Origin of the sequence: Rhizobium indicum (assembly GCF_005862305.2) — a bacterium.
GTDB classification, from domain to species: Bacteria; Pseudomonadota; Alphaproteobacteria; order Rhizobiales; family Rhizobiaceae; genus Rhizobium; species Rhizobium indicum.
Genome location: NZ_CP054021.1, coordinates 1366721 through 1386209, shown reverse-complemented (window position 1 = coordinate 1386209; position 19489 = coordinate 1366721). Strand labels below are relative to the sequence as shown.

At 62.6% G+C, this 19489-nt stretch carries 18 protein-coding genes and 1 pseudogene; 10 read left to right on the top strand and 9 right to left on the bottom strand.

The window, feature by feature from the left end; genetic code table 11:
- Positions 1–174: 174 nt before the first annotated feature.
- A complete protein-coding gene (gene betB, locus FFM53_RS06845) occupies positions 175–1638 on the bottom strand; it encodes a betaine-aldehyde dehydrogenase (protein ID WP_138387812.1) in 1464 nt (487 codons plus the stop codon).
- Positions 1635–2261, bottom strand: coding sequence for a transcriptional regulator BetI (betI, locus tag FFM53_RS06840; protein ID WP_138388025.1), 627 nt, complete (start codon positions 2259–2261; stop codon positions 1635–1637). Before betI ends, betB begins: the two co-directional genes overlap by 4 nt.
- Positions 2262–2413: 152 nt before the next feature.
- Between betI and FFM53_RS06835 the strand changes: the two genes are divergently transcribed.
- The 4 genes and pseudogenes from FFM53_RS06835 to FFM53_RS06820 all read left to right on the top strand — a co-directional run bounded on the left by FFM53_RS06835 (position 2414) and on the right by FFM53_RS06820 (position 6538).
- Entirely contained in the window at positions 2414–2962 is a 549-nt protein-coding gene (locus tag FFM53_RS06835; protein WP_138387811.1) for an HdeD family acid-resistance protein, read from the top strand.
- Positions 2963–3180: 218 nt separating this feature from the next.
- A complete protein-coding gene (locus FFM53_RS06830; RefSeq protein WP_138328617.1) occupies positions 3181–3423 on the top strand; it encodes a ribbon-helix-helix domain-containing protein in 243 nt (80 codons plus the stop codon).
- 113 nt (positions 3424–3536) lie between these two features.
- Positions 3537–5412 (top strand): annotated as a pseudogene (locus FFM53_RS06825) (GGDEF domain-containing protein).
- A 127-nt stretch (positions 5413–5539) separates the two neighbouring features.
- Positions 5540–6538 carry an NAD(P)H-quinone oxidoreductase gene (locus tag FFM53_RS06820; RefSeq protein ID WP_138387810.1) on the top strand — a complete coding sequence of 333 codons (999 nt, stop codon included), beginning with the start codon at positions 5540–5542 and terminating at the stop codon, positions 6536–6538.
- Here FFM53_RS06820 and FFM53_RS06815 read toward each other — a convergent pair.
- A complete protein-coding gene (locus tag FFM53_RS06815) occupies positions 6519–7946 on the bottom strand; it encodes an MFS transporter (RefSeq protein WP_173883549.1) in 1428 nt (475 codons plus the stop codon). The genes FFM53_RS06820 and FFM53_RS06815 overlap by 20 nt on opposite strands.
- A 101-nt stretch (positions 7947–8047) precedes the next feature.
- On the opposite strand from FFM53_RS06815, the gene FFM53_RS06810 reads away from it, so the two are divergent.
- Positions 8048–8671 (top strand): helix-turn-helix transcriptional regulator, encoded by a 624-nt coding sequence (locus FFM53_RS06810; RefSeq protein WP_138387808.1) that lies wholly within the window; start codon positions 8048–8050, stop codon positions 8669–8671.
- A 25-nt stretch (positions 8672–8696) separates the two neighbouring features.
- Here FFM53_RS06810 and FFM53_RS06805 read toward each other — a convergent pair whose 3' ends face one another.
- Positions 8697–9908 (bottom strand): MFS transporter, encoded by a 1212-nt coding sequence (locus FFM53_RS06805; RefSeq protein ID WP_138387807.1) that lies wholly within the window; start codon positions 9906–9908, stop codon positions 8697–8699.
- An 857-nt stretch (positions 9909–10765) separates the two neighbouring features.
- Here FFM53_RS06805 and FFM53_RS06800 point away from each other — a divergent pair.
- On the top strand, positions 10766–11773 hold the full coding sequence (locus tag FFM53_RS06800; protein ID WP_138387806.1) for an asparaginase: 1008 nt from the start codon (positions 10766–10768) through the stop codon (positions 11771–11773).
- 131 nt (positions 11774–11904) lie between these two features.
- Positions 11905–12645, top strand: coding sequence for a hypothetical protein (locus FFM53_RS06795; RefSeq protein ID WP_138387805.1), 741 nt, complete (start codon positions 11905–11907; stop codon positions 12643–12645).
- Here FFM53_RS06795 and FFM53_RS06790 read toward each other — a convergent pair.
- A complete protein-coding gene (locus tag FFM53_RS06790) occupies positions 12620–13375 on the bottom strand; it encodes a DeoR/GlpR family DNA-binding transcription regulator (protein ID WP_138387804.1) in 756 nt (251 codons plus the stop codon). The genes FFM53_RS06795 and FFM53_RS06790 overlap by 26 nt on opposite strands.
- 143 nt (positions 13376–13518) lie before the next feature.
- On the opposite strand from FFM53_RS06790, the gene FFM53_RS06785 reads away from it, so the two are divergent.
- Both FFM53_RS06785 and FFM53_RS06780 read left to right on the top strand, forming a co-directional pair.
- Positions 13519–13875 (top strand): hypothetical protein, encoded by a 357-nt coding sequence (locus FFM53_RS06785; protein ID WP_003546432.1) that lies wholly within the window; start codon positions 13519–13521, stop codon positions 13873–13875.
- 372 nt (positions 13876–14247) lie between these two features.
- The gene (locus tag FFM53_RS06780) at positions 14248–14868 is read left to right on the top strand and encodes a glutathione S-transferase family protein (protein ID WP_138387803.1); all 621 of its coding nucleotides are present in this window, start codon (positions 14248–14250) and stop codon (positions 14866–14868) included.
- Positions 14869–14920: 52 nt separating this feature from the next.
- Here the strand turns inward: FFM53_RS06780 and FFM53_RS06775 are convergent, their stop codons facing one another.
- The gene (locus tag FFM53_RS06775; RefSeq protein WP_138388024.1) at positions 14921–15274 is read right to left on the bottom strand and encodes an MmcQ/YjbR family DNA-binding protein; all 354 of its coding nucleotides are present in this window, start codon (positions 15272–15274) and stop codon (positions 14921–14923) included.
- Positions 15275–15584: 310 nt separating this feature from the next.
- Positions 15585–15779 (bottom strand): hypothetical protein, encoded by a 195-nt coding sequence (locus FFM53_RS06770; RefSeq protein ID WP_138328604.1) that lies wholly within the window; start codon positions 15777–15779, stop codon positions 15585–15587.
- Positions 15780–15953: 174 nt separating this feature from the next.
- Here FFM53_RS06770 and FFM53_RS06765 point away from each other — a divergent pair, with 174 nt between their 5' ends.
- On the top strand, positions 15954–16850 hold the full coding sequence (locus FFM53_RS06765) for a LysR substrate-binding domain-containing protein (RefSeq protein WP_138387802.1): 897 nt from the start codon (positions 15954–15956) through the stop codon (positions 16848–16850).
- A gap of 3 nt (positions 16851–16853) precedes the next feature.
- Here the strand turns inward: FFM53_RS06765 and FFM53_RS06760 are convergent, their stop codons facing one another.
- Both FFM53_RS06760 and FFM53_RS06755 read right to left on the bottom strand, forming a co-directional pair.
- Positions 16854–17519: a glutathione S-transferase family protein gene (locus FFM53_RS06760; RefSeq protein WP_138387801.1), complete on the bottom strand. Its 666-nt coding sequence runs from the start codon at positions 17517–17519 to the stop codon at positions 16854–16856.
- 494 nt (positions 17520–18013) lie between these two features.
- Entirely contained in the window at positions 18014–19381 is a 1368-nt protein-coding gene (locus tag FFM53_RS06755; protein ID WP_138328601.1) for a TIGR03808 family TAT-translocated repetitive protein, read from the bottom strand.
- Positions 19382–19489 lie beyond the last annotated feature (108 nt).

Genomic DNA, 19489 nt, shown 5'->3' with positions numbered 1-19489 from the left:
CCGGCACCTTCTCCCCGCTCGCGGGGAGAAGGGGATATGCCGCACCGCCTTCCTAATCTCGACGCCGCGTTTGGCACGTCCCCTCTCCCCGCGAGCGGGGGTCCGGAGGACGGGTCGAGACGAGTGGCTCGACCCCGTTAGGGTGAGGGGCAAAGGGGGCAGATATGTTTCAATTCAATAAGGCGCCACCACCGGCCCCATGCCCACATAAACTGTCTTCAGCTCGGAATAATGCTCCAGTGCGGCAAGCGAATTCTCGCGGCCGAAGCCGGATTGTTTCGAGCCGCCGAAGGGGATTTCCACCGGGCAGAGATTGTAGGTGTTGATCCACAGCGTGCCCGCCTCCAGCCGGTCGACGACGCGGTGGGCGCGGGTGAGGTCGGCGGTGAAGACGCCGCCGGAAAGGCCGAATTCGCTGGCATTGGCCCGCGCGATCACCTCGTCCTCGGCGTCGAAATCGAGCACTGACATGACCGGCCCGAAGATCTCCTCGCGGGCGATGGTCATGTCGTCGGTGACATCGGCAAACACCGTCGGCTGCACGTAATAGCCTTCGCCGGAGACATTGTTCGGAATGCCGCCGCCGGCAATGAGTGTTGCGCCCTCGGCCTTGCCCTTCTCGATGTAGGAGATCACCTTCTCGCGCTGCGCCCAGGAGACCATCGGGCCTACCTGCGTCGCCTCGTCCATCGGATCGCCGATCAGCATCGCCTCGGTGCGGACCTTCAGCCGCTTGAGGAATTCGTCCTTGATCGTCTTCTGCACGAAGACGCGCGTGCCGTTCGAGCAGACCTGGCCGGTCGAATAGAAATTGCCGAGCATCGCACCGCCGACCGCCGAATCGAGATCGGCATCGTCGAAAACGATCAGCGGCGACTTGCCGCCGAGTTCCATCGTCACGTGCTTGAGGTTGCCGGCAGCAGCCGCCGCCACCCTGCGCCCGGTCGGCACCGAGCCGGTCAGCGACACCTTGGCGACATCGGGATGGTTGACGAGCAGCGGCCCGGTGTCGCGGTTGCCCTGGATCACATTGAAGAGCCCCTTCGGCAGTCCCGCCTCATGCAGGATCTCGGCGATCTTCAATGCGCCGAGCGGCGTATTCTCCGACGGCTTGAACACCATGGCATTGCCGCAGACAAGCGCCGGCGCAGCTTTCCAGCAGGCGATCTGCTGCGGATAGTTCCAGGCGCCGATGCCGACGCAGACGCCGAGCGGCACCCGCTTGGTATAGGCAAAATCCTGGCCGAGCGGGATCTGCGACCCGTTGAGACCGGCCGGCGCGATACCGCCGAAGAATTCGAAGGCATCCGCACCCGAGGTCGGATCGGCGACAACAGTCTCCTGGATCGGCTTGCCGGTATCGAGCGTCTCGAGTTCGGAGAGCGCCCGGTTTCTCTCGCGCATGATGTCGGCCGCCCGCTTCAGAATGCGCCCGCGCGCCATCGGGCTCATCGCCGCCCATTCCGGCTGGGCGCGCTTGGCGGCTGCGATCGCCCGTTCGACGATCGCGGGCGTTGCGGCATACAGCCGGGCGATCACCTCGCCGGTCGCCGGATAGAGGCTCTCGATGACGGTGCCGTCGGTATCCTCGACATATTCGCCATCGATGAAGTGCGAGGCTTTCGGCTGGGCTTTCATGTCATTTGTCCTTGGGTGGTTCGATGTGGTCGTCCCTTCCCGCTCCGGGGAGAGGGGGAGGCGGTGGCCAAAAGCGCATTCAGATAATCTTCCGTCAGCGCGATCGAGGCTTCAATGCCGATCGGCGCCGATTTCAGACTTTGCCTGATATAGAGCCCGTCGATCATCGCCGCAGCGCCTTCGGCGATGCGTTCTGCGGCGTCAGCGGGCAGCAGCACTTTCAGATCGGCCAGCAGATTGGAGCGCAGCCGTCGCGCATAGATCACCAGGAAGCGCCGCGTCTCTTCCGAACGCTGCGCTTCGGCGTAAAAGGCAAGCCAGGCGGCAATCGTCTCCGGCGCAAACTGGTCGGCATGGAAGCTGACGCGGATGACGGCCGAAAGCCGGGCGCGCGGCGTCCTGGCGACCTTGAGTGCTGCCACCGTATCGCTGCGCAATTGCCGGAGAAGCGAGCGGATCGTCTCGGTCAGCAATTGCTCCTTGCTGCCGAAATAATGGTGCGCCAGGGCTGGTGACACGCCGGCCTGCCGGGCGATGTCCGACATGGTGACGGCGAGCGAGCCGTGATCGCCGATCACCCGCAGCGCCGCATCGACAAGCGCCTTGCGGCGCACCGGCTCCATTCCGACCTTCGGCAACAGACCACTCCTTGAAATCAGCAGTAGGCTATTTTTGATTGACTGATCAATCAATAAAAATCTTTCTCGATTTGGCCCGGCGCAGGTCTTTCCCTGAAAAATTGCTGCAACATATTCAGAATCTCAGGAGGTGGATCATGGCCGATGTCTTTGAGGGAACACCGACATCTTCGCTGCAGTCGAAATGGATCTGGTTTGCCGGCCTCGGCGTGCTGCTGCTCGTCTGCGGTCTGATCGCGCTCGGCAATCTGATGCTCGCCACCGTCGTCTCGGTCTATTATGTCGGCATGCTGATGCTGTTCGGCGGCGTGATCTATCTCGTCCATGCCTTCCAGGTGCGCGGCTGGGATCACGTGCTGGTCTGGATACTGAGCGGCCTGCTCTATGTGCTTGCCGGCATCTGCGCCTTCATCAACCCGATCCTGACTTCGGCGGCGCTGACACTGTTTCTGTCGCTGGCGCTCGTCGTCGCCGGCGTCTTCCGCACCTGGGTCGGCATGCGCATGAAGCCGGTCAAGGGCTGGCGCTGGATCGTCGCAAGCGGTGTCATCACCGCTCTTGCGGGTTTCGTCATCGCGCTCGGCTGGCCGGTGAACAGCCTGTGGATCCTCGGCCTGTTCCTGGCCGCCGATCTCATCGTCCAGGGCTCGACCTTGATCGCCTTCGGCCTCGGCATCCGCAATTGAAACTGATGCCGCTGACCGTTCTTTTTTGACAAGACCCGTTCTTTTTTGACAAGACTAGGACAGGGGATTAGACTTAACGGGTTACAGGCCGGTCCCGCGCAAGCGAACGGTCTGAGTGCGAATGCACCAAGGCACCGGCGAAATCGCCGAGAATGCTAAAAATGGTCATGCGTCCCCCAGAGGCAGGGTTCTGCCTGATCAGAAAAGGGAGGAAGTTCATGCCGATGGTCACCGTTTCCATCTCTCCGCAACAGGCAGCGGGCATCCGCGCCGCCGTCGACAATGGCGGTTATGCCTCGAGCAGCGAGGTCGTCCGCGAGGCGCTGCGCCTCTGGGATACCACCCGCAAGCTCAATGAGTTCCGGGACGATGTTCTCGACGACGAGGGCGTTCCGTCAGGCGGCAGATGCGTCGCCGACATGTTCGCCGATCATGAGGCGGAGCGCCGTCGCTCCGCCTGAACAAGCGTTTGATTGCATTGGAAAAATTGAATAAACGCGGAGCGCGTGCAAGACCCTTGCGCGTTTCATAAAACTTTCACATTGGCGAAAGAGTTCATTGACCCTTCTGCGGCATGTTCCGGACGAAAAAGAACAAGTCACAGTGGAGATCAGCCCCAATGAAGACCGGCCACGTGAAGACTGGGGTGTCCTTGGCTGCCACCGTCGCGCCGGATGTCCTGCGCCGCTACGCCAGCGATCAGATCGTAACCCTTGCCAAGCTCGTGGTCGAGAATGCCTTCCAGCCGATCGTCGAGGCGGGCACCGGCACGGTCTTCGGCTACGAATCCCTGATGCGCGGCCAGGATCGCATCGGCTACGAGACGCCGGTCGACATCCTCGACGAGGCTCACCAGGCCGGCCAGCTGCTGCAGCTCGAACAGATGGTCGCCAGCCGCGCTCTCGCCAAATTTTCGACGCTGTCGAATTTCTCCACCTCGACGCTGTTCCTCAACCTCGATGTCCGGCTCATCCCGCACGGCGAAAGCCTGGTCGAGAGCCTGCTGCAGCATTTGCGGAAGGCGAATATTCCGCCGTCCTCCGTCTGCTTCGAATTCTCCGAGCGTTTCGACAATACCAGCGTGCCGGAATTTTCCGGCCTCGTTTCCCGGCTGCGTAAGGCCGGTTTCAAGCTGGCGATCGACGATTTCGGCGTCGGTCACGGCGAGATGAAGCTGCTCTGCGATTATGCCGTCGATTATCTCAAGATCGACCGCCATTTCGTCGCCGAGATCGACCGCAGCCCGCGCAAGCGCCATCTGTTGAAGAGCATCGTCAACATTGCCCATGTGCTCGGCACGCGCGTCATCGCCGAAGGCATCGAGACCGAGGCCGAATTCATCGCCTGCCGCGAATATGGCGTCGACCTCGTCCAGGGCTGGTTCATCTCCCGCCCGACGACGCATATATCGGAGCTGGCGCCGTCCTTCTCGCATCTGCAGGAGCTCGGCAAGAGCAAGCGGGGCAGCCAGTCGCTCGACGAAATCCTCATCCGCAAGCAGATCGAGCTGCTACCGACGGTCTATGAGAACGACAGCATCGACAGCGTCTTCGAACTCTTCCGCCGCAATCCGCGTCAGGCCTTCTTTCCCGTCCTCAACGCCAATGACGAGCCGCGCGGCATCATCCACGAGCATCACCTCAAGGAATATATCTACCAGCCCTTCGGCCGCGATCTCTTAAAGAACAAAATGTATGAGCGTAGCATCTCGCATTTCGTCGAGATGGCGCCGATCGTCGGCCTCGACAGCGACGCCGCAGTTGATGGCGATCTTCGCCAATATGGAAGGCAGCAACTGCCTGATCCTGACCGACAATATGCGTTATGCCGGCGTCGTCTCCGCCGCCTCGCTGATCAAGGTCATCAACGAGAAACAGCTGAAGACCGCGCAGGACCAGAACCCGCTGACCGGCCTGCCGGGCAATCGCGCCATCCGCGATTTCATGCGTCAGTCCGGCCGCGACGGCGATGAGCTCCGCCACTTCTGTTATTGCGACTTCGACAATTTCAAGCCGTTCAACGATGCCTATGGCTTCCATCTCGGCGACCACGCGATCTCGCTGTTTGCCGCGTTGATGCGCCGCTATTTCTTCGCCGAGCGCCACTTCCTCGGCCATGTCGGCGGCGACGATTTCTTCATCGGTGTCGTCGGCTGGACCAAGGAAGAGCTGACGGAGATCCTCGACCGGCTGATCAGCGATTTCCACGACGATGTGCGGGATTTCTATTCCGAGGAGGACCGCGCCGCCGGCCGCATCCTCGGTCACGACCGCACCGGCGCCGAAGCATTGTTCCCGCTGATGCGCTGCTCGATCGGCGTCATCGAACTGCCGGGATGCCTCGTCATCGACGATATCAACCGCGTCAGCGCCGAGATCGCCATCATCAAATCGGCAGCCAAGGACAGCGAGGAAGGCCTCGTCTTTCATCTGCTGGGCGAGGCGAATTGACGCCTCTGCCACATCAAGCCTTCCCAAGCCTGCGGGGCTGATTTACTTCCTGTGTTTTAGACAAAAAGCTAGAGCGGTTCCGCCCACTTCCACCAAAAGCTGAACCGCTCCCAGGGAGGAGCCGGTCATGCCATTGCCTCAGGATATGCGTTTCGTCGATCTGCCGTCCTTCGGCGGACCGGAGGTGATGACGATCGGCAGGCGTCCGCTTCCTGTGCCCGGCGACGGAGAGGTCCTGGTGCGCGCCGAGGCGATCGGCGTCAACCGCCCGGATATTGCCCAGCGCCAGGGCAACTATCCCGCGCCGAAGGGTGCGAGCCCGATCCTCGGCCTGGAATTGTCGGGCGAAATCGTTGCCGTCGGCCCGGGCGTCGGCGACCATGCCGTCGGCGACAAGGTCTGCGGCCTCGCCAATGGCGGCGCCTACGCCGAATATTGCCTGCTGCCGGCAGGCCAGATCCTGCCCTTTCCCAAAGGCTATGACGCGGTGAAGGCGGCCGCTTTGCCTGAAACCTTCTTCACCGTCTGGGCCAATCTCTTCCAGATGGCCGGGTTGACGGAAGGCGAGACGGTGCTGATCCATGGTGGTTCCAGCGGCATCGGCACGACGGCGATCCAGCTCGCCCGCGCCTTCGGCGCCGAGGTCTACGCGACGGCGGGCTCGAAGGAGAAATGCGAGGCCTGCGAAAAGCTTGGCGCCAAACGCGCGATCAACTACCGGACCGAGGACTTCGCCGAGGTGATCAAGGCCGAGACCGGCCACGGCGTCGATATCATCCTCGACATGATCGGCGCCTCCTATTTCGAGCGCAACATCGCCTCGCTGGCGAGGGATGGCTGCCTGTCGATCATCGCCTTCCTCGGCGGCGCGCTTGCCGAAAAGATCAATCTCTCGCCGATCATGATCAAGCGCCTGACGGTCACCGGCTCCACCATGCGGCCGCGCACGGCGGAAGAAAAACGCGCCATCCGCGACGACTTGCTCTCGGAAGTCTGGCCGCTGCTCGAAGCCGGCACCGTCGCCCCCGTCATCCACAAGGTCTTTGCATTCGAAGAGGTCGTCGAAGCGCACCGGCTGCTGGAGGACGGCAGCCATGTCGGCAAGATCATGCTGCGCGTCGGCTGAGCGTCAGCGACACCGCGACAGCGAGAACACCGGGCAACGCCATGAGCAGATAGAGCCAGTGCGCCGCCGACAGCGCACCTGATACGCCGCCGGGATGAACGAGGCCGGCGCCATTGGCGATGACGCCGGCAAAGGCGGCCCCGAACGCCCCACCGAGCGAACTCATCGTCGGGATCGCGGCAGAAGCCTTGTCCTTCTCGTTGTCGGCGACGAGTTTCAGCACCATGGCGACGAGATGCGCCCAGCCGAGACCGATGCCGAAGCCCATCATGAACATGCCGATCGCCGCCGGCACGATGATCAGCATATGCCCCTCGGGATTGTCCTTGGCGAGGAAGAGGGCGAGGCAAGCGGTCGCCGCCGCCTCGATGAGGGCGCCGATGACGATTGCCCAATAGGCTCGACCGCCGGTCCACGAGCCGCTGAGGAAGGCCGCGAAGGTCCAGCCGAGGGCGACGAGCGCCACGAGATAACCCGAGACGATCGCGGGCACCCCATGCAGGGTCTGCAGGAAATAGGGAATGAAGACGTCGCTGACGAGGACGACGGTCATGGCGAGCATCGCCAGGTAGACCCGTGAAATCGGCTGGGAAAGACTGACAGCGCCGGAGGGCAGCAGGCGGTTCGGGCTTCGGCCCTCGATGACGATCATGCCGGCGACCGCGACGACCGAAGCGGCGATCAGCGCGACCTTCGTGGCTGTCGCCTCGATCGCGCCGGCCGTGCTGACCATCAGCACGGCGGCAAGCAGCAGTCCGATCTGGGCAATCGGCGTCTTTGCCTGCTCGCGGTCATCCTCGACGTCAGGCAACAGCCGCGGCGCCAAGAGCGCCATCAGCAGCCCGAGCGGCACCAGCACGATGAAAGCGTAGCGCCAGGCGTGGCCCGAAGAAAAGAAGCCACCGAGCGTCGGCCCGATGACGGTCGAGACCCCCCAGATCGCCGCATAGAGGGTCGATGCCTTCGGCCATAGCGGCTCGGGATAGACGAAGCGGATGAAGGCATAGCCGAGCGCGGCAAGTGCGCCTGTTCCAAGGCCTTGCACCGCGCGTCCGATCAGCACGACCGGCATCGGCGGTGCGGCTGCGGCAATCAGGCTGCCGGCGCCGAAGACCAGAGCTGCGATCACATAGACGGATCGAAGCCCGATGCCGCGCGGCCGCATGGCGACGAAGATCGAGCCGAGCACGGCAGCGGCGACGAACAGGCTGGTGACCCAGGAAAACAGCGCGAGCCCGCCGATATCGCGCACGATCGAAGGCGCGATCGTCGCCATGATGTAACTCTCCACCGCATAAAGCGTCACGCCGCCGGCCAGCATCAATGTTGCCGGCAGGTGCTCGGGCAGGAAGAGGCGGAAGACGGAGCTGGCGCTGGGAATGGCTGCTGTCTGGTCGATATTCGACATGGGAGGATCCCGAGATTTTTACTGGCGAAGGATTATTTTCCAAGTTATAAATTGGAAAATTGCATGCCGTCTCGAATTAAACAAGACTTGACTTGGAAAATATGCGCCAGTCCCCAGCCAACCGGATCCTGATCCTGATAAAGACCGACGGGCCGCAGCTCGCCGCCGCGATCGGCGATACGCTTGGCATATCGGGCGAGGCCGCCCGCCAGCAACTGTCGAAGATGGCGGAGGAGGGGCTGGTGGAACCGGTCACCGTTGCTGCTGCCGGCCGTGGCCGGCCGCGCCAGCTCTGGCACCTCACAGCCGCGGGCAACCGCCAGTTCCCGGATGGCCATGCCGAACTGACGGCAAACCTCCTCGGCACGCTCGTCGAACAGCTCGGCCCCGCGGCCCTCAATACGGTCATTTCCGCCCGCGAGGCCGAGACGCTGAAGCGCTATCGGGAGGAGCTCAGCCAGGCGCATGACCTCGCCGCACGCGTCGAGGCCCTTGCCGGCATCCGCACCCGCGAGGGCTATATGGCCGATCACTGGCAGGAGGCAGACGGCTCCTTCATGCTGGTCGAAAACCACTGCCCGATCTGTGCTGCCGCCACCGCCTGCGCCGGCTTCTGCCGCTCCGAACTCGAAACCTTCCGCGCCGTCCTCGGCGCTGACGTCGAACGGAGCGAACACATCCTCGCCGGCGCCCGCCGCTGCGCCTATCGCATCACGCCAGGTTGACGCCTGTCGATCGGAACGTCGCACGTCACGCCGGTTGCCGCGCCTGCCGCCTGCTGCTTTCGAGATAGAGCAGCACTCCGATCGATGCGAGACCCGCGGCCGCGCCGACGAAGGCGGTGCCGGAATAATCGGTGATCGCGGTGCCGAAGGCGAAGAGACCGGCGCTGACGCCAACCCCAATGAACGTGTTCAGCGAGATCAACGAGGTTCCGAGCCCCGGCCGGTCCGCGATCAGGTCCTGCAGATAGGTGATCGGCACGCTGAGGATCGCTGCCGCGCCGCAGGCATTGAAGAGGAGGAGTGCGTAGATGTGCCAGGGTGCGGAAGCAAAGCCGAGCAGCAGTAGATAGACGCAATAGATCAGCGCGCCGAAGGCGAGCACATGCGCGCTTCGAAAGCGGCGTTGCGCAAAACCCCACATCATCATGAACGGCATCTCGAGCAAAGCCGTCAAGCCGGCCATGAAGCCGACATCGACCACGGTCCCGCCGGCCGCATGGGTGATGATCAGCGGCAGGAGCATGCTATTCAGCCGCTGCAGTCCGAACAGCATCGCCATGACGATGACGCGCGACAGCACATGCGGCACGAAAATCCGTTTCAGCGAAGCAAGGAAGCCGACTGGATCGGGGGCAGGGCCGCCGGCGCCATTTCCGGGTGCGAAGAAGAAATACAGGCAGAAGCAGGTGCAGCTTGCCAATGCCGCGATCCCATAGGCCGGCGTCATCGACGGCGAACTGACGAGATAGAGGCCGATCAACCCCGGCGCCAGCGCCCAGGAGCCGGAAAAGAGCGCCCGCACCGTTGCGGTGATCGCCGCCCCCTGGCCACGGTCCATCTGGTTGGTCCTGGCGCGCAGGCTGGCAAACAGCAGCGAATAGGTGGAATTGCTCATCGGCACCAGCAACAGCGTGGAGAAGATGAAGACAACGGGGCTATGAATGATCGCGATCGATCCGAAGCCGAGCATGCCGGCGACGCAAAGCCCCAGCACCAGCGGCCGGCGCTCCTTCAGCCTGTCCGACCAGATGCCGAGCGTCAGGCTCGTCGTGACGTTGACGATCGAAGAGAAGAACACCAGTGCCGAATAGGCGCCGTTGCTCATGCCGAGTTCGTTGATCCCGATGATCGACTGATAGGGCGCGGTCGACGCATAGGTGAAGGCGAGCGCGACGAGTGTCACGGTCGGAATACGGATCCTGTTGTCGCGAAGGATCAAGGAAAAGGTGGATGGCATGGGGAGCGGTTCCTGATGCACCACTCTTAGCCGCATCGGATCCATCAGAGAAACGATAGTTTTCGATCGCCTCGGTCAATTTATGTGATGAATATTTGGACGATGTGATCGCCGGACGAGCCCGCAACGAGGCTGAGCGCCTAGCTCGCCCGGTAAATGCTCGCCGTGCCCGCAGCCGATTGACTCTATCAATCTTCTGCCCTTAGTGCTCGCCGGGGTTGATCAATTGGATGGGGACAATGAAATTTCGCTTTGTTGGCGCTGTGGCGCTTTCCTTTGCCGTTGCAGGTTGCAGTAGCGTTGCTCCTGACGGTCGGCCCCTCATTCAACACTTCTTTCGGGATCTTGTGATGAGGGGATGTGGTTTCCAGATGACATGGGAATCGGCGAGACAAGCCACAGATACCTTTAAGCCAGTTATACCGACTGACAGAGAACGCATGACTGACAGAGGCCTCATGAGAGCCGCGATTGCAATTTGCGGCAAGGCGAAACCCGGAAATAAGAGCAAAGCCATCGAAGTCCAGGTTCCTGACAGTGGCGGTGCCCTCCGGAAAATCGTTGTTGAAAGAGAATAGAAAAGCGCAGACGCTCACCCCAGCCTCCGTCTTCCTCGGGCTTGACCCGAGGACCCACGCTGGCATCCATCAGCACCGGGCATGGATCCTCGGCTCAAGGCCGAGGAAGACGGAATGTGCGGTGACGTCTTCGCCAAACTCGCCGCAGGCGCGCCAGGTGCTCCATCAGGCAGGCACTCGCGCGGCCGCCTAACCCTTGCAAAGCGTCAACCCCGTTGGCTTTCCCCGCGTGACGCGTTATGGACTGCGCTACCCCCGCCAGCATCCGGACAAAAGCTCATGACCAATCCCGTCACCGTCGAAGTCACCCGCGGCCTGCTCGTCGAAAGTCGCCATCGCGGCGCGGTGGCTGTCGTTGATGGCGACGGCAAGCTTGTCTTCTCGCTGGGCGACATCGAGGCTGCGATCTTCCCGCGCTCGTCCTGCAAGGCGATGCAGGCGCTGCCGCTGGTCGAGAGCGGTGCTGCCGATGCCTATGGCTTCGGCGACAAGGAATTGGCGCTGGCCTGCGCCTCGCATAATGGCGAGGACGAGCATGTGACGCTTGCCGCGTCCATGCTGTCGCGGGCCGGTCGCGATGCCGAGGCGCTGGAATGCGGCGCCCATTGGTCGATGAGTCAAAAGGTCCTGATCCGTCAGGTCCGCGCGCTCGATGCGCCGAACGCGCTGCACAACAATTGCTCGGGAAAACATGCGGGCTTTATCTGCGCCTGCTGCCATCAGGATATCGATCCAAAGGGCTATGTCGGCTACCAGCACCCGCTGCAGGTCGAGATTCGCGCGGCGATGGAAAGCCTGACCGGCGCGGTGCTCGGAGCAGAAAGCTGCGGCACCGATGGCTGCTCGATTCCAACTTATGCCGTGCCGCTGCGCAGCCTTGCCCACGGTTTTGCCAAAATGGCGACCGGCACCGGCCTCGAACCCCTGCGTGCAAAGGCATCACGCCGCCTGATCGAAGCCTGCATGGCCGAACCCTTCTACGTCGCCGGCTCCGGCCGCGCCTGCACGGAGTTGATGCAGATCGCCCCCGGCCGGATCTTCGTCAAAACCGGCGCCGAGGGCGTTTTCTGTGCGGCGATCCCGGAAAAGGGCATCGCCATCGCCCTCAAATGCGAAGATGGCATGACCCGCGCCGCCGAAGCCATGGTGGCGGCGACCCTCGCCCGCTTCTTCGAGACGGAGAGCGAGGTGCATGCGGCATTGATGGCCCATGCCGCAACGCCGATGCGCAATTGGAATGGCATCCATGTCGGCGATATCAGGGTGACCTCCGCCTTGGCCGGATGAATGCGAGCTTACGTATATAAGTTATTAGAAAAATAAGAATTACCTAATATAAAGAGGGATACGTCCTGCGATCGCGGATGCACCCTTTCGCGGCGACGTGAGCACAGTCCTGGAAGCCGTGAGGGCAGGGCATGTTTGCAGGCCGCTATCTCTGGTGGATGCTGATGGGGATCGGCATCTTCATGTTCGCCGCGCTGAGCCTCGATTATATCACTTGGCTCACGATCCAGCTGTCCGGCTGTGGTGATATGCCCGGCGCCTGCGAGCCGGTCCTCCGGCTGATATCGGGCATGCTCAAACCCGCCTGCATCTGGGCTGCGATCGGCATGCTCTTCATGGCGACGCTGCTCCGTCTTCACACTCTCTCGCTCATCTGGTTCTGGGGGCCGATCGTCGCCATCTGGTTCGTCGCTTCCACGCCGATCCTGCTCTTCCTGGCGGCGGATGCGGCGGCTCTGACGCAACCCGCCACCTTGGCGGCGCTGCCCGTCGCCTTGCTGTTTCCGGCGGCTTTCGTCGCCTATCTCATGATTGCCGTCGAGGATGGCGACATGCCGCCGCTTGCAGCCTCGGCGCCGTTGCGCCTCGCCCTCCGCCTGACGGCGGTCTACGGCGCGCTTGCCGGCGTGGCCTTCATGCCGGAACTGTCGCGCATCGCCGGGACCCTGCTCGACATGCCGGCTCTTTCCGTCGTCATCGCGTTGGCGCAGCCATATCTGCAGACGGTACTCACACTTGGAACCGGCAGCATGGCGCCGGCCTATGCCGTGCTGACGGCCTTCATCGCGGCCCTTGCCGCAAGCCTCTTGCCGCATGCTGCAGCACCGCAGCCCTCCCGCAGCACCATCATGCTGCGGCGATTGCGCCGTTGAGATCGCGATAGGGTTTCAGCTGTTCGGCCGTCATCTCCATGGGCACGATCAGCCCCGCCACCTCGGAAATGCCAAGCACCGGGCAGGGCGAGACGAGGTCGAACTTCTCCTCGGTCAGCAGCACATGCGTTTCGGCCGCGCAGCGGGCGATATGCCGCTTGATCGCCGCCTCCTCGAAATCGCCGGTGGAAAGCCCGTGCACCGGATGCGCCGCCGTCACCCCGAGGAAGAAGAGGTCGGGGCGAAGCTGCGAGATCGCCGCCATCGCCGCTGCCCCCGTCGCCACCATCGAATGTTTGTAGAGCCGTCCGCCGGTGAGGATCACCTCGGCTGTCGGGTGGTGTTCCAGCTCGGCGGCGATCGTCGGGCTGTGGGTCGCAACCGTCAGCGGCATGTCGCGCGGCAAATGCCTGGCGATCTCCGCCGTCGTCGTGCCGCCGTCGAGGAAGATCATCTGACCGGGCCTCACCATCGCCGCCGCCGCTGCTCCCAGCCGCGCCTTGATCTGCGACGAGACGCTGCGCCGCGCGGTGAAATCAGGCAGGTCTGGCGCCAGCGGCATTGCCCCGCCATGCACCCGTTTCAACAGCCCCTCCGCCGCCATTTCCCTGAGGTCGCGGCGGATCGTGTCCTCCGAAAGCGCGAAATCCTCGGCGACGCGCTTGGCGACCACTTGGCCGTCACGGCGCAGGATGTCGAGAATGAGGGTCTTGCGTTGCGTTGTCAGCATCGTCTCTCTGCACGAAATTAAACATAATAACCCGATATTGCACGAAGGGACTCGACATTCAAGAAATATCGTGCATTTTCACGAAATTCCGTGCATGAGGCCGGGAAAGTGCTCACGCATAAAGCGGAGCGAAGGAGTGGATCATGTTGATTTTGATTGCCGGGCCTTATCGGTCCGGAACGGGCGACGACCCGGAAAAGATGGCCGCCAACCTGAAGCGGCTGGAAGCGCCTTCGCACGCGCTCTTTGAAGCCGGCCATGTGCCCATGATCGGCGAATGGGTGGCCCTGCCGATCTGGCACGCCGCCGGCGGCCGGTCGGTCGGCGATGCGCTCTACGAAGAGATCTTCCACCCGGTCGCCGGCCGGCTGCTGCAACTCTGCGAGGGTGTGCTGCGTCTGCCCGGCGATTCCAAGGGGGCGGACAACGACGTGCGCATCGCCCGGGAACGCGGCATTCCGGTCTGGCACAGGCTGGAGGATGTGCCGGGCTGCGGCTGAGAGGTTCGCGGCGTTGGCGCGCCTCTACATTGCCCTTCGCTTGCGCTCAGAGCATTCGCGGCTTTGCCGCTCACCCCCTCAACCGACCCTTCGGGCCACCTTCTCCCCGATGGAGAGAAGAGGGAGCAAGCCGATTGGCTTCGGTTCCCCAATAGGCGCTTTGAGAGGAAGTGAGGCGCTGCCACAAGTCTCTTCTCCCCAACGGGGAGAAGGTGCCGGCAGGCGGATGAGGGGGCCGCGCGGCACACCGATCATTGCCCCACACACTCGACGCACCCACCCTTGTCCCAATGGAAGATCAAAACCCAATCTCCCCAGTTCCGGCGCACCGACCGCTACGCTATAACCCTTGCCGAAAGGGAGTCTAGAACCATGCTGACATTGTATTACGCGCCGGGAACCTGCGCGCTCGCAAGCCTTATTGCCCTGGAAGAATCCGGCCTGGCCTTCGAAGTCAAGAATATCAGCCTCCGCGATGGCGAGCAGCGTGCGCCGGACTATCTGAAGATCAACCCGAAGGGCCGGGTGCCGGCACTGGTCACCGATTATGGCGTGCTGACGGAAACGCCGGCGATCCTTACCTATATCGCCCAGAGCGCGCCGGCCGCCAAGCTGGCGCCGCTCGATGATCCCTTTGAATTTGCCAGACTGCAGTCCTTCAACAGCTATATCTGCTCGACCGTGCATGTGAACCATGCCCATCGCCCGCGCGGCTCGCGCTGGGCAGACGAGCCGGCGGCCATCGAGGCGATGAAGGCCAAGGTGCCTGAGAATATGGCCGATTGTTTCACGCTGATCGAGCAGACGATGTTCGAAGGCCCATGGGTGATGGGTGAAGCCTATTCGCTCGCCGATCCCTATCTCTTCGTCATGACCGACTGGCTGCCGTCGGACGGCGTCGATCCCGCCCGGTTCGAAAAGGCGAGCGATCACCACGCCCGCATGCTGCAGCGCCCCGCCGTCCAGCGGGCGCTGGCCTACGATCGGGCCTGATCTCTACCGGCGCGTCTTTTCAGACGCGCAAAGGACGCCGTGACACTTTGAATTATGCGGTAAAACGGGCGGCAAGCTTCTTCGGCGCCCGGAACAGCCAGGCGCCGATCAGCCGCAGCCGCAATTCCTCGTCGCCGATCATGGCGGCGCGCACCGGCAGATACGGCCAGCCGACATAATGATCGGTTTGAAAATAGACGTCAGGCGCCATTTCCAGCAGGTGATCCTTGTCGTCGAGTGAAATCGAGATCACGATCGTCTCGGCGTTCTTCACCGCCACAAAACTCTTGCCGCCGACCTTCAGCGCCGGATTGCCGTAGGAGGTGCTCTTCTCGACATCAGGCAGCCCGGCTTCCGCCGCCAGCCGCTTCAGGCGTTCGAAGATCGCATCGACATGACAGGCCATGGTTCCGCCCTTTCTGCCAGGGCGAAACCTAGAGCCTTTCCGGGTTAGATTGAAGCATTCTGTTGGCTCAAACGGAGTCGGATGGTCGACCGGCCGGCGCGCGTCGTAGCCCGGCTCTACGGCCAAGCCGGCCGGTCGATCAGCCGGCCCGTTTCAGCCAACCCGGTGGGCCGGGCATCTTTCCGCCAGGATCAAAGGCGATCGGCTCGGACGTACCGTGGGGTATGCCCGTCGCCAATCGCCTTTGCCCTGACGAAAACCTGCTCCGGCAGAATGCTTCAATCTAACCCGGAAAGGCTCTCGCATATTTTCAGGCGCATTTCGCCAGCGGCGGCTTGGCCTCCGCCTGAAAGCCGGTCTGCATCCCGAGCGGCAGATCGGCGATTTCGCGCATCGACATGCGCTCGACCTCGGGATGCCGCAGCGGATCGTCCTTCCAGGCCGGGGCAATTTCTGCGCCTCCCACCTGAAGGGCAGGTCTCAAGAAAAACTTCAGCAACGACATGGCATGCCTCGCTTTCTCAGTGGCGTAGAAGGATGATCGCAAGCGGTTGGCGCCTGCTGAGCCGTCCCATCCGCCCACACCCCGCGTTCGAATGGATTGCCTATGCTTGCAATGTCGGCCTCAACAGGCAGATTTTCAATTGAGAATAACGCTGAGGCGGTATAGAAAAACTATATGAAGAACCTGAACATGGTCCATCTCAACGGCCTGCGGGCGCTGGAAGCCGTCGGCCGTCTCGGCTCGCTGCAGGCAGCGGCCGACGAACTCGGCGTCTCGGTCGGCGCCGTCAGCCAGCAGGTCATCAAGGCCGAAGCCCAGCTTGGCCAGGTGATCTTCGAGCGCACAGCCCGGGGAATGATCGTCACCGAAGCCGCTCGGCCGGTACTCCTGGCGCTCGACGAGGGGTTTGCCCGTCTTTCGGCGGCGGTATCGATCGCCAGCCGCAAGGATGATACGATCCTGACCATATCGGTGGCGCCGGTCTTCGCCGCCCGCTGGCTGGTCTGCCGGCTCGATCGTTTCGCCGAGCGTCATCCCGACATCAAGCTGCGGCTGGATGCAACGACCAATCTCGTCAGTCCGGCGCTTTGCGATGTCGATATCGGCATCCGCGTCGGCACCGGTAAATGGCCTGACGTGAAGGCCGAATTGCTCCTGGAACAGGAGGTCTTTCCCGTCTGTTCGCCTGAGATGGCGGCGAAGTTGAAAGAACCCGCCGATATCCTCGCCCTGCCGGCCATCATCGACGGCCATGCCATGTTCACCTGGGAGGTCTGGATGCGCGAGGCCGGACTATCAGGCGCGACGCTTTCAACCCGCCACGTCTTCAACGATGCCTCGCTCTGCCTCGATGCGGCGATCGCCGGCCAGGGCGTCATGCTGGCCTGGCAGACCCTTTCCGGCTTTGCGCTCGCCGAAGGCCGGCTGGCCGCCCCCTTCGGCATTCGCGCCCGTACCGGCTTCGGCCACTACTTCGTCACCTCCGAAGGCATACGCGAGCCGAAGAAGGTCAAGGATTTCAAGGCCTGGATTCGCGAAGAGATGGCCGGCACGCTCGCGCTTTTCCAGTGATTTTCACACCTCGATCGGCTCCTTGCCGCGGGTCGCCTGCATCGCCTTATAGGCCGGGCGGGACTGGCAACGCTCGATCCAGGCTTTGACATTGGGATGGGCTTGGAAAAGCTTCTCTTCGCTCTGGGCGTAGCGCAGAACTTCGGCGAGGTTGAGATCGGCGACGGTAAATCGGTCGCCGACGATCCACTGCCTTCCGGCAAGGTGGCCTTCGAGAACCGCCAACGGCTTGCGCAGCGACCGGCAGGAAACCGCGATCGTCTGTTGGCCGCCTTCGCTGTTTTCGAGCCCGTTATCATAGGTGAGCACGATCTTCACCGTAAGCGGTTCGACCTGCGACGCCGCCCAGACCGTCCACATCGTCAGCAATCCGTCTTCTTCGACGGTTTGGCCGGAAAGCGGCCCGCCATGTCTGCGTGCCAGGTAAAGATTGATGGCCAGCGACTCGTGCATGACGAGATCGCCATCCCTGATGCTGGGGATCTGCGCCATCGGGTTGACGGCGATGAAATCAGGCGAATGCGTATTGAGGGGCGCATCCGTTGCGAGCGGTTCTGCCAGCCGCCTTGCCTGCAGCACCGGCACCGAGCGGAATTCGAGCCCGAGTTCCTCCGCCATCCAGTAAACACGAGACGCGCGCGATCGGTAGACCCCGTAGATTGTCAGCATGAACGATATCCCCTCGATATGTCCAAAGACCGTAAATGCCGGATCGGGCTGCGAGAAGTCCCTGGCGCTTATGGGATGATGAAAGCTTTTGATGCGCCAAGCAATTCCGGTAAAAAAGTGCTCAGTTGTACAAACCGCGCGGTGGTTTTCACAGGCCGGAAGAGAGTCGAGTGCCTGACAGACACCAAGTCGGGGTGCCTCCGTAGGCCGGTGCGAGTTTGGCGGAAACGCGCTCCCACCCTCCGTCATCCTCGGCCTTGTGCCGAGGATCTATGCCCGTGGCGATTGATCGATACGGTGCAGATGCTCGGCCCTGTGCCGAGCATGACGGAGCAAGGGGCGGACGAAGGAGCCACTCACGGAACGAATGCCGTTGTCAGGAATGCTATCCGCGCGCGAAACCAAGCAAATGCCGCCTTCGGCATAAGCTGACTTTATGTCACAAAAACAAAGAGATAGAGCATTTTCGTCTCTCGGGAAAGCAAATGCTCTCCTCAGGAGACGCGGTTCCGCTCGACAGTCAGCTGTGCATAGGGCGAGCCGCCGCCCGCCATCTCGCCGGAGACCTTCTTTTCCCATTGGAAGCCGAGCACCGCCCCTTCGGCGGTCTCCTGGAAGATGTTGTCGGTGATGACGGCAGTGCCTGCGCCATCGGCGACCGAGACGGCGCATCCCACAGGCGCCTTGCGCACCACATTGCCTGTCACAACGACGTTGCGCAGATACGGTCCCCAGCCGATCTGAAGGCCCCACCGCGGCGCGCCCTCGATCACATTGCCTGAAATCAGCGTATCGGCCTCGGCCGCAATGCCGATGCCGAAGCCGACCTCGTGCTGGTATGGGCCGCGCAGCGTCAGGTTGCGCACGACATTGCCGGTGACGCTCGCCAGCCGGCCGCCCTCGTCGAAATTGGCGATCGAGATGCCGTTCGCCGCCCCGTCGATCATGTTGGCGGAAACGACGGCGCCTTCGAAGGCGAATTCGACATAGATCGCCGTCTCGCCGGACCGCCGGCACTGATTGCTGCTGATCTGGATGTCCGAAGCCGAATTGGCGCGGATCGCCGTAAAGGCGCAATCGGAGATCTGGTTATTCACCACCATCACGCCGTCGGCGCGGAAGATGTTGATGCCGTTGCCGTTTTGCCCGGTGCCCCCGTCATTGGCGCGGATGTTGGAGATGCGGTTGCCTGATACGACAGTGCCGTCCTCCGCCTTCTTCCAGCGATGCACCAGGATGCCGCCATTGCCGCAATCCGAGACCGTATTGCCGGTGACCGAGAGGGTGCTGGAATCCACCGCGTAAAGCCCGGATTGGGCAGCCCCCGAGATGCGGCTGCGCTCGATCCGCCCGCCGCAGCGCTCCAGTTGCAGCCCGTGTTTGCGGCTGCCGCCGATCTCGCAATTGTCGATCAGCACCTCGTCGACGCCGGTAAATTGCAAAAGCCCGCCGGCATAGTCGCCAAGCCAGCGGTTGCCGCCGTCGATGACGAGATTGGAAAGCTCGATCCGCCGCACGTTCTCGGCCGCAAACAGATGGCCTTCGCCAGTATAGACGATCCGCGAGGCGCCCGGCACGCCAGTGATACGCGTATTGTCGGGCAAAGTGAGATTGGAGACCCGGTAGGTGCCGGGCGGCAGGAAGACCGGCACGTTCTCGCGCGCCGCTTGTTCGATCATCTGCTGCAGGTTGCGGGTCTTGCGATCGCCGCTGTCGGGAATGGCGCGATAGTCCACCGCGTCGATCGCCCCGCGCAGATTGGGCTGAGCGGCCGCCGTCAGCGGCGAGGCAAGTGCGCGCGATGCCCCTCCCGCAACGGCCGAGGCGGCAAGAAAGAAAAGCATGTCGCGGCGTGAGCGCATCCGGGGATCACTTGTCATAACGCGCCGTAGCAGGAAACGTGCCAAACCCGCATGAATTGTTTTGGCACAAGCTTGGCAAAGGCCGGCGAAATTGCCGTTATGGCCGAG

Excerpts from the sequence above, each read along its gene's own strand:
- betB (WP_138387812.1), bottom strand. The coding sequence starts at position 1,638 with ATGAAAGCCCAGCCGAAAGCCTCGCACTTCATCGATGGCGAATATGTC.
- betI (WP_138388025.1), bottom strand. The coding sequence starts at position 2,261 with ATGGAGCCGGTGCGCCGCAAGGCGCTTGTCGATGCGGCGCTGCGGGTG.
- FFM53_RS06835 (WP_138387811.1), top strand. The coding sequence starts at position 2,414 with ATGGCCGATGTCTTTGAGGGAACACCGACATCTTCGCTGCAGTCGAAA.
- FFM53_RS06830 (WP_138328617.1), top strand. The coding sequence starts at position 3,181 with ATGCCGATGGTCACCGTTTCCATCTCTCCGCAACAGGCAGCGGGCATC.
- FFM53_RS06820 (WP_138387810.1), top strand. The coding sequence starts at position 5,540 with ATGCCATTGCCTCAGGATATGCGTTTCGTCGATCTGCCGTCCTTCGGC.
- FFM53_RS06815 (WP_173883549.1), bottom strand. The coding sequence starts at position 7,946 with ATGTCGAATATCGACCAGACAGCAGCCATTCCCAGCGCCAGCTCCGTC.
- FFM53_RS06810 (WP_138387808.1), top strand. The coding sequence starts at position 8,048 with ATGCGCCAGTCCCCAGCCAACCGGATCCTGATCCTGATAAAGACCGAC.
- FFM53_RS06805 (WP_138387807.1), bottom strand. The coding sequence starts at position 9,908 with ATGCCATCCACCTTTTCCTTGATCCTTCGCGACAACAGGATCCGTATT.
- FFM53_RS06800 (WP_138387806.1), top strand. The coding sequence starts at position 10,766 with ATGACCAATCCCGTCACCGTCGAAGTCACCCGCGGCCTGCTCGTCGAA.
- FFM53_RS06795 (WP_138387805.1), top strand. The coding sequence starts at position 11,905 with ATGTTTGCAGGCCGCTATCTCTGGTGGATGCTGATGGGGATCGGCATC.
- FFM53_RS06790 (WP_138387804.1), bottom strand. The coding sequence starts at position 13,375 with ATGCTGACAACGCAACGCAAGACCCTCATTCTCGACATCCTGCGCCGT.
- FFM53_RS06785 (WP_003546432.1), top strand. The coding sequence starts at position 13,519 with ATGTTGATTTTGATTGCCGGGCCTTATCGGTCCGGAACGGGCGACGAC.
- FFM53_RS06780 (WP_138387803.1), top strand. The coding sequence starts at position 14,248 with ATGCTGACATTGTATTACGCGCCGGGAACCTGCGCGCTCGCAAGCCTT.
- FFM53_RS06775 (WP_138388024.1), bottom strand. The coding sequence starts at position 15,274 with ATGGCCTGTCATGTCGATGCGATCTTCGAACGCCTGAAGCGGCTGGCG.
- FFM53_RS06770 (WP_138328604.1), bottom strand. The coding sequence starts at position 15,779 with ATGTCGTTGCTGAAGTTTTTCTTGAGACCTGCCCTTCAGGTGGGAGGC.
- FFM53_RS06765 (WP_138387802.1), top strand. The coding sequence starts at position 15,954 with ATGAAGAACCTGAACATGGTCCATCTCAACGGCCTGCGGGCGCTGGAA.
- FFM53_RS06760 (WP_138387801.1), bottom strand. The coding sequence starts at position 17,519 with ATGCTGACAATCTACGGGGTCTACCGATCGCGCGCGTCTCGTGTTTAC.
- FFM53_RS06755 (WP_138328601.1), bottom strand. The coding sequence starts at position 19,381 with ATGCGCTCACGCCGCGACATGCTTTTCTTTCTTGCCGCCTCGGCCGTT.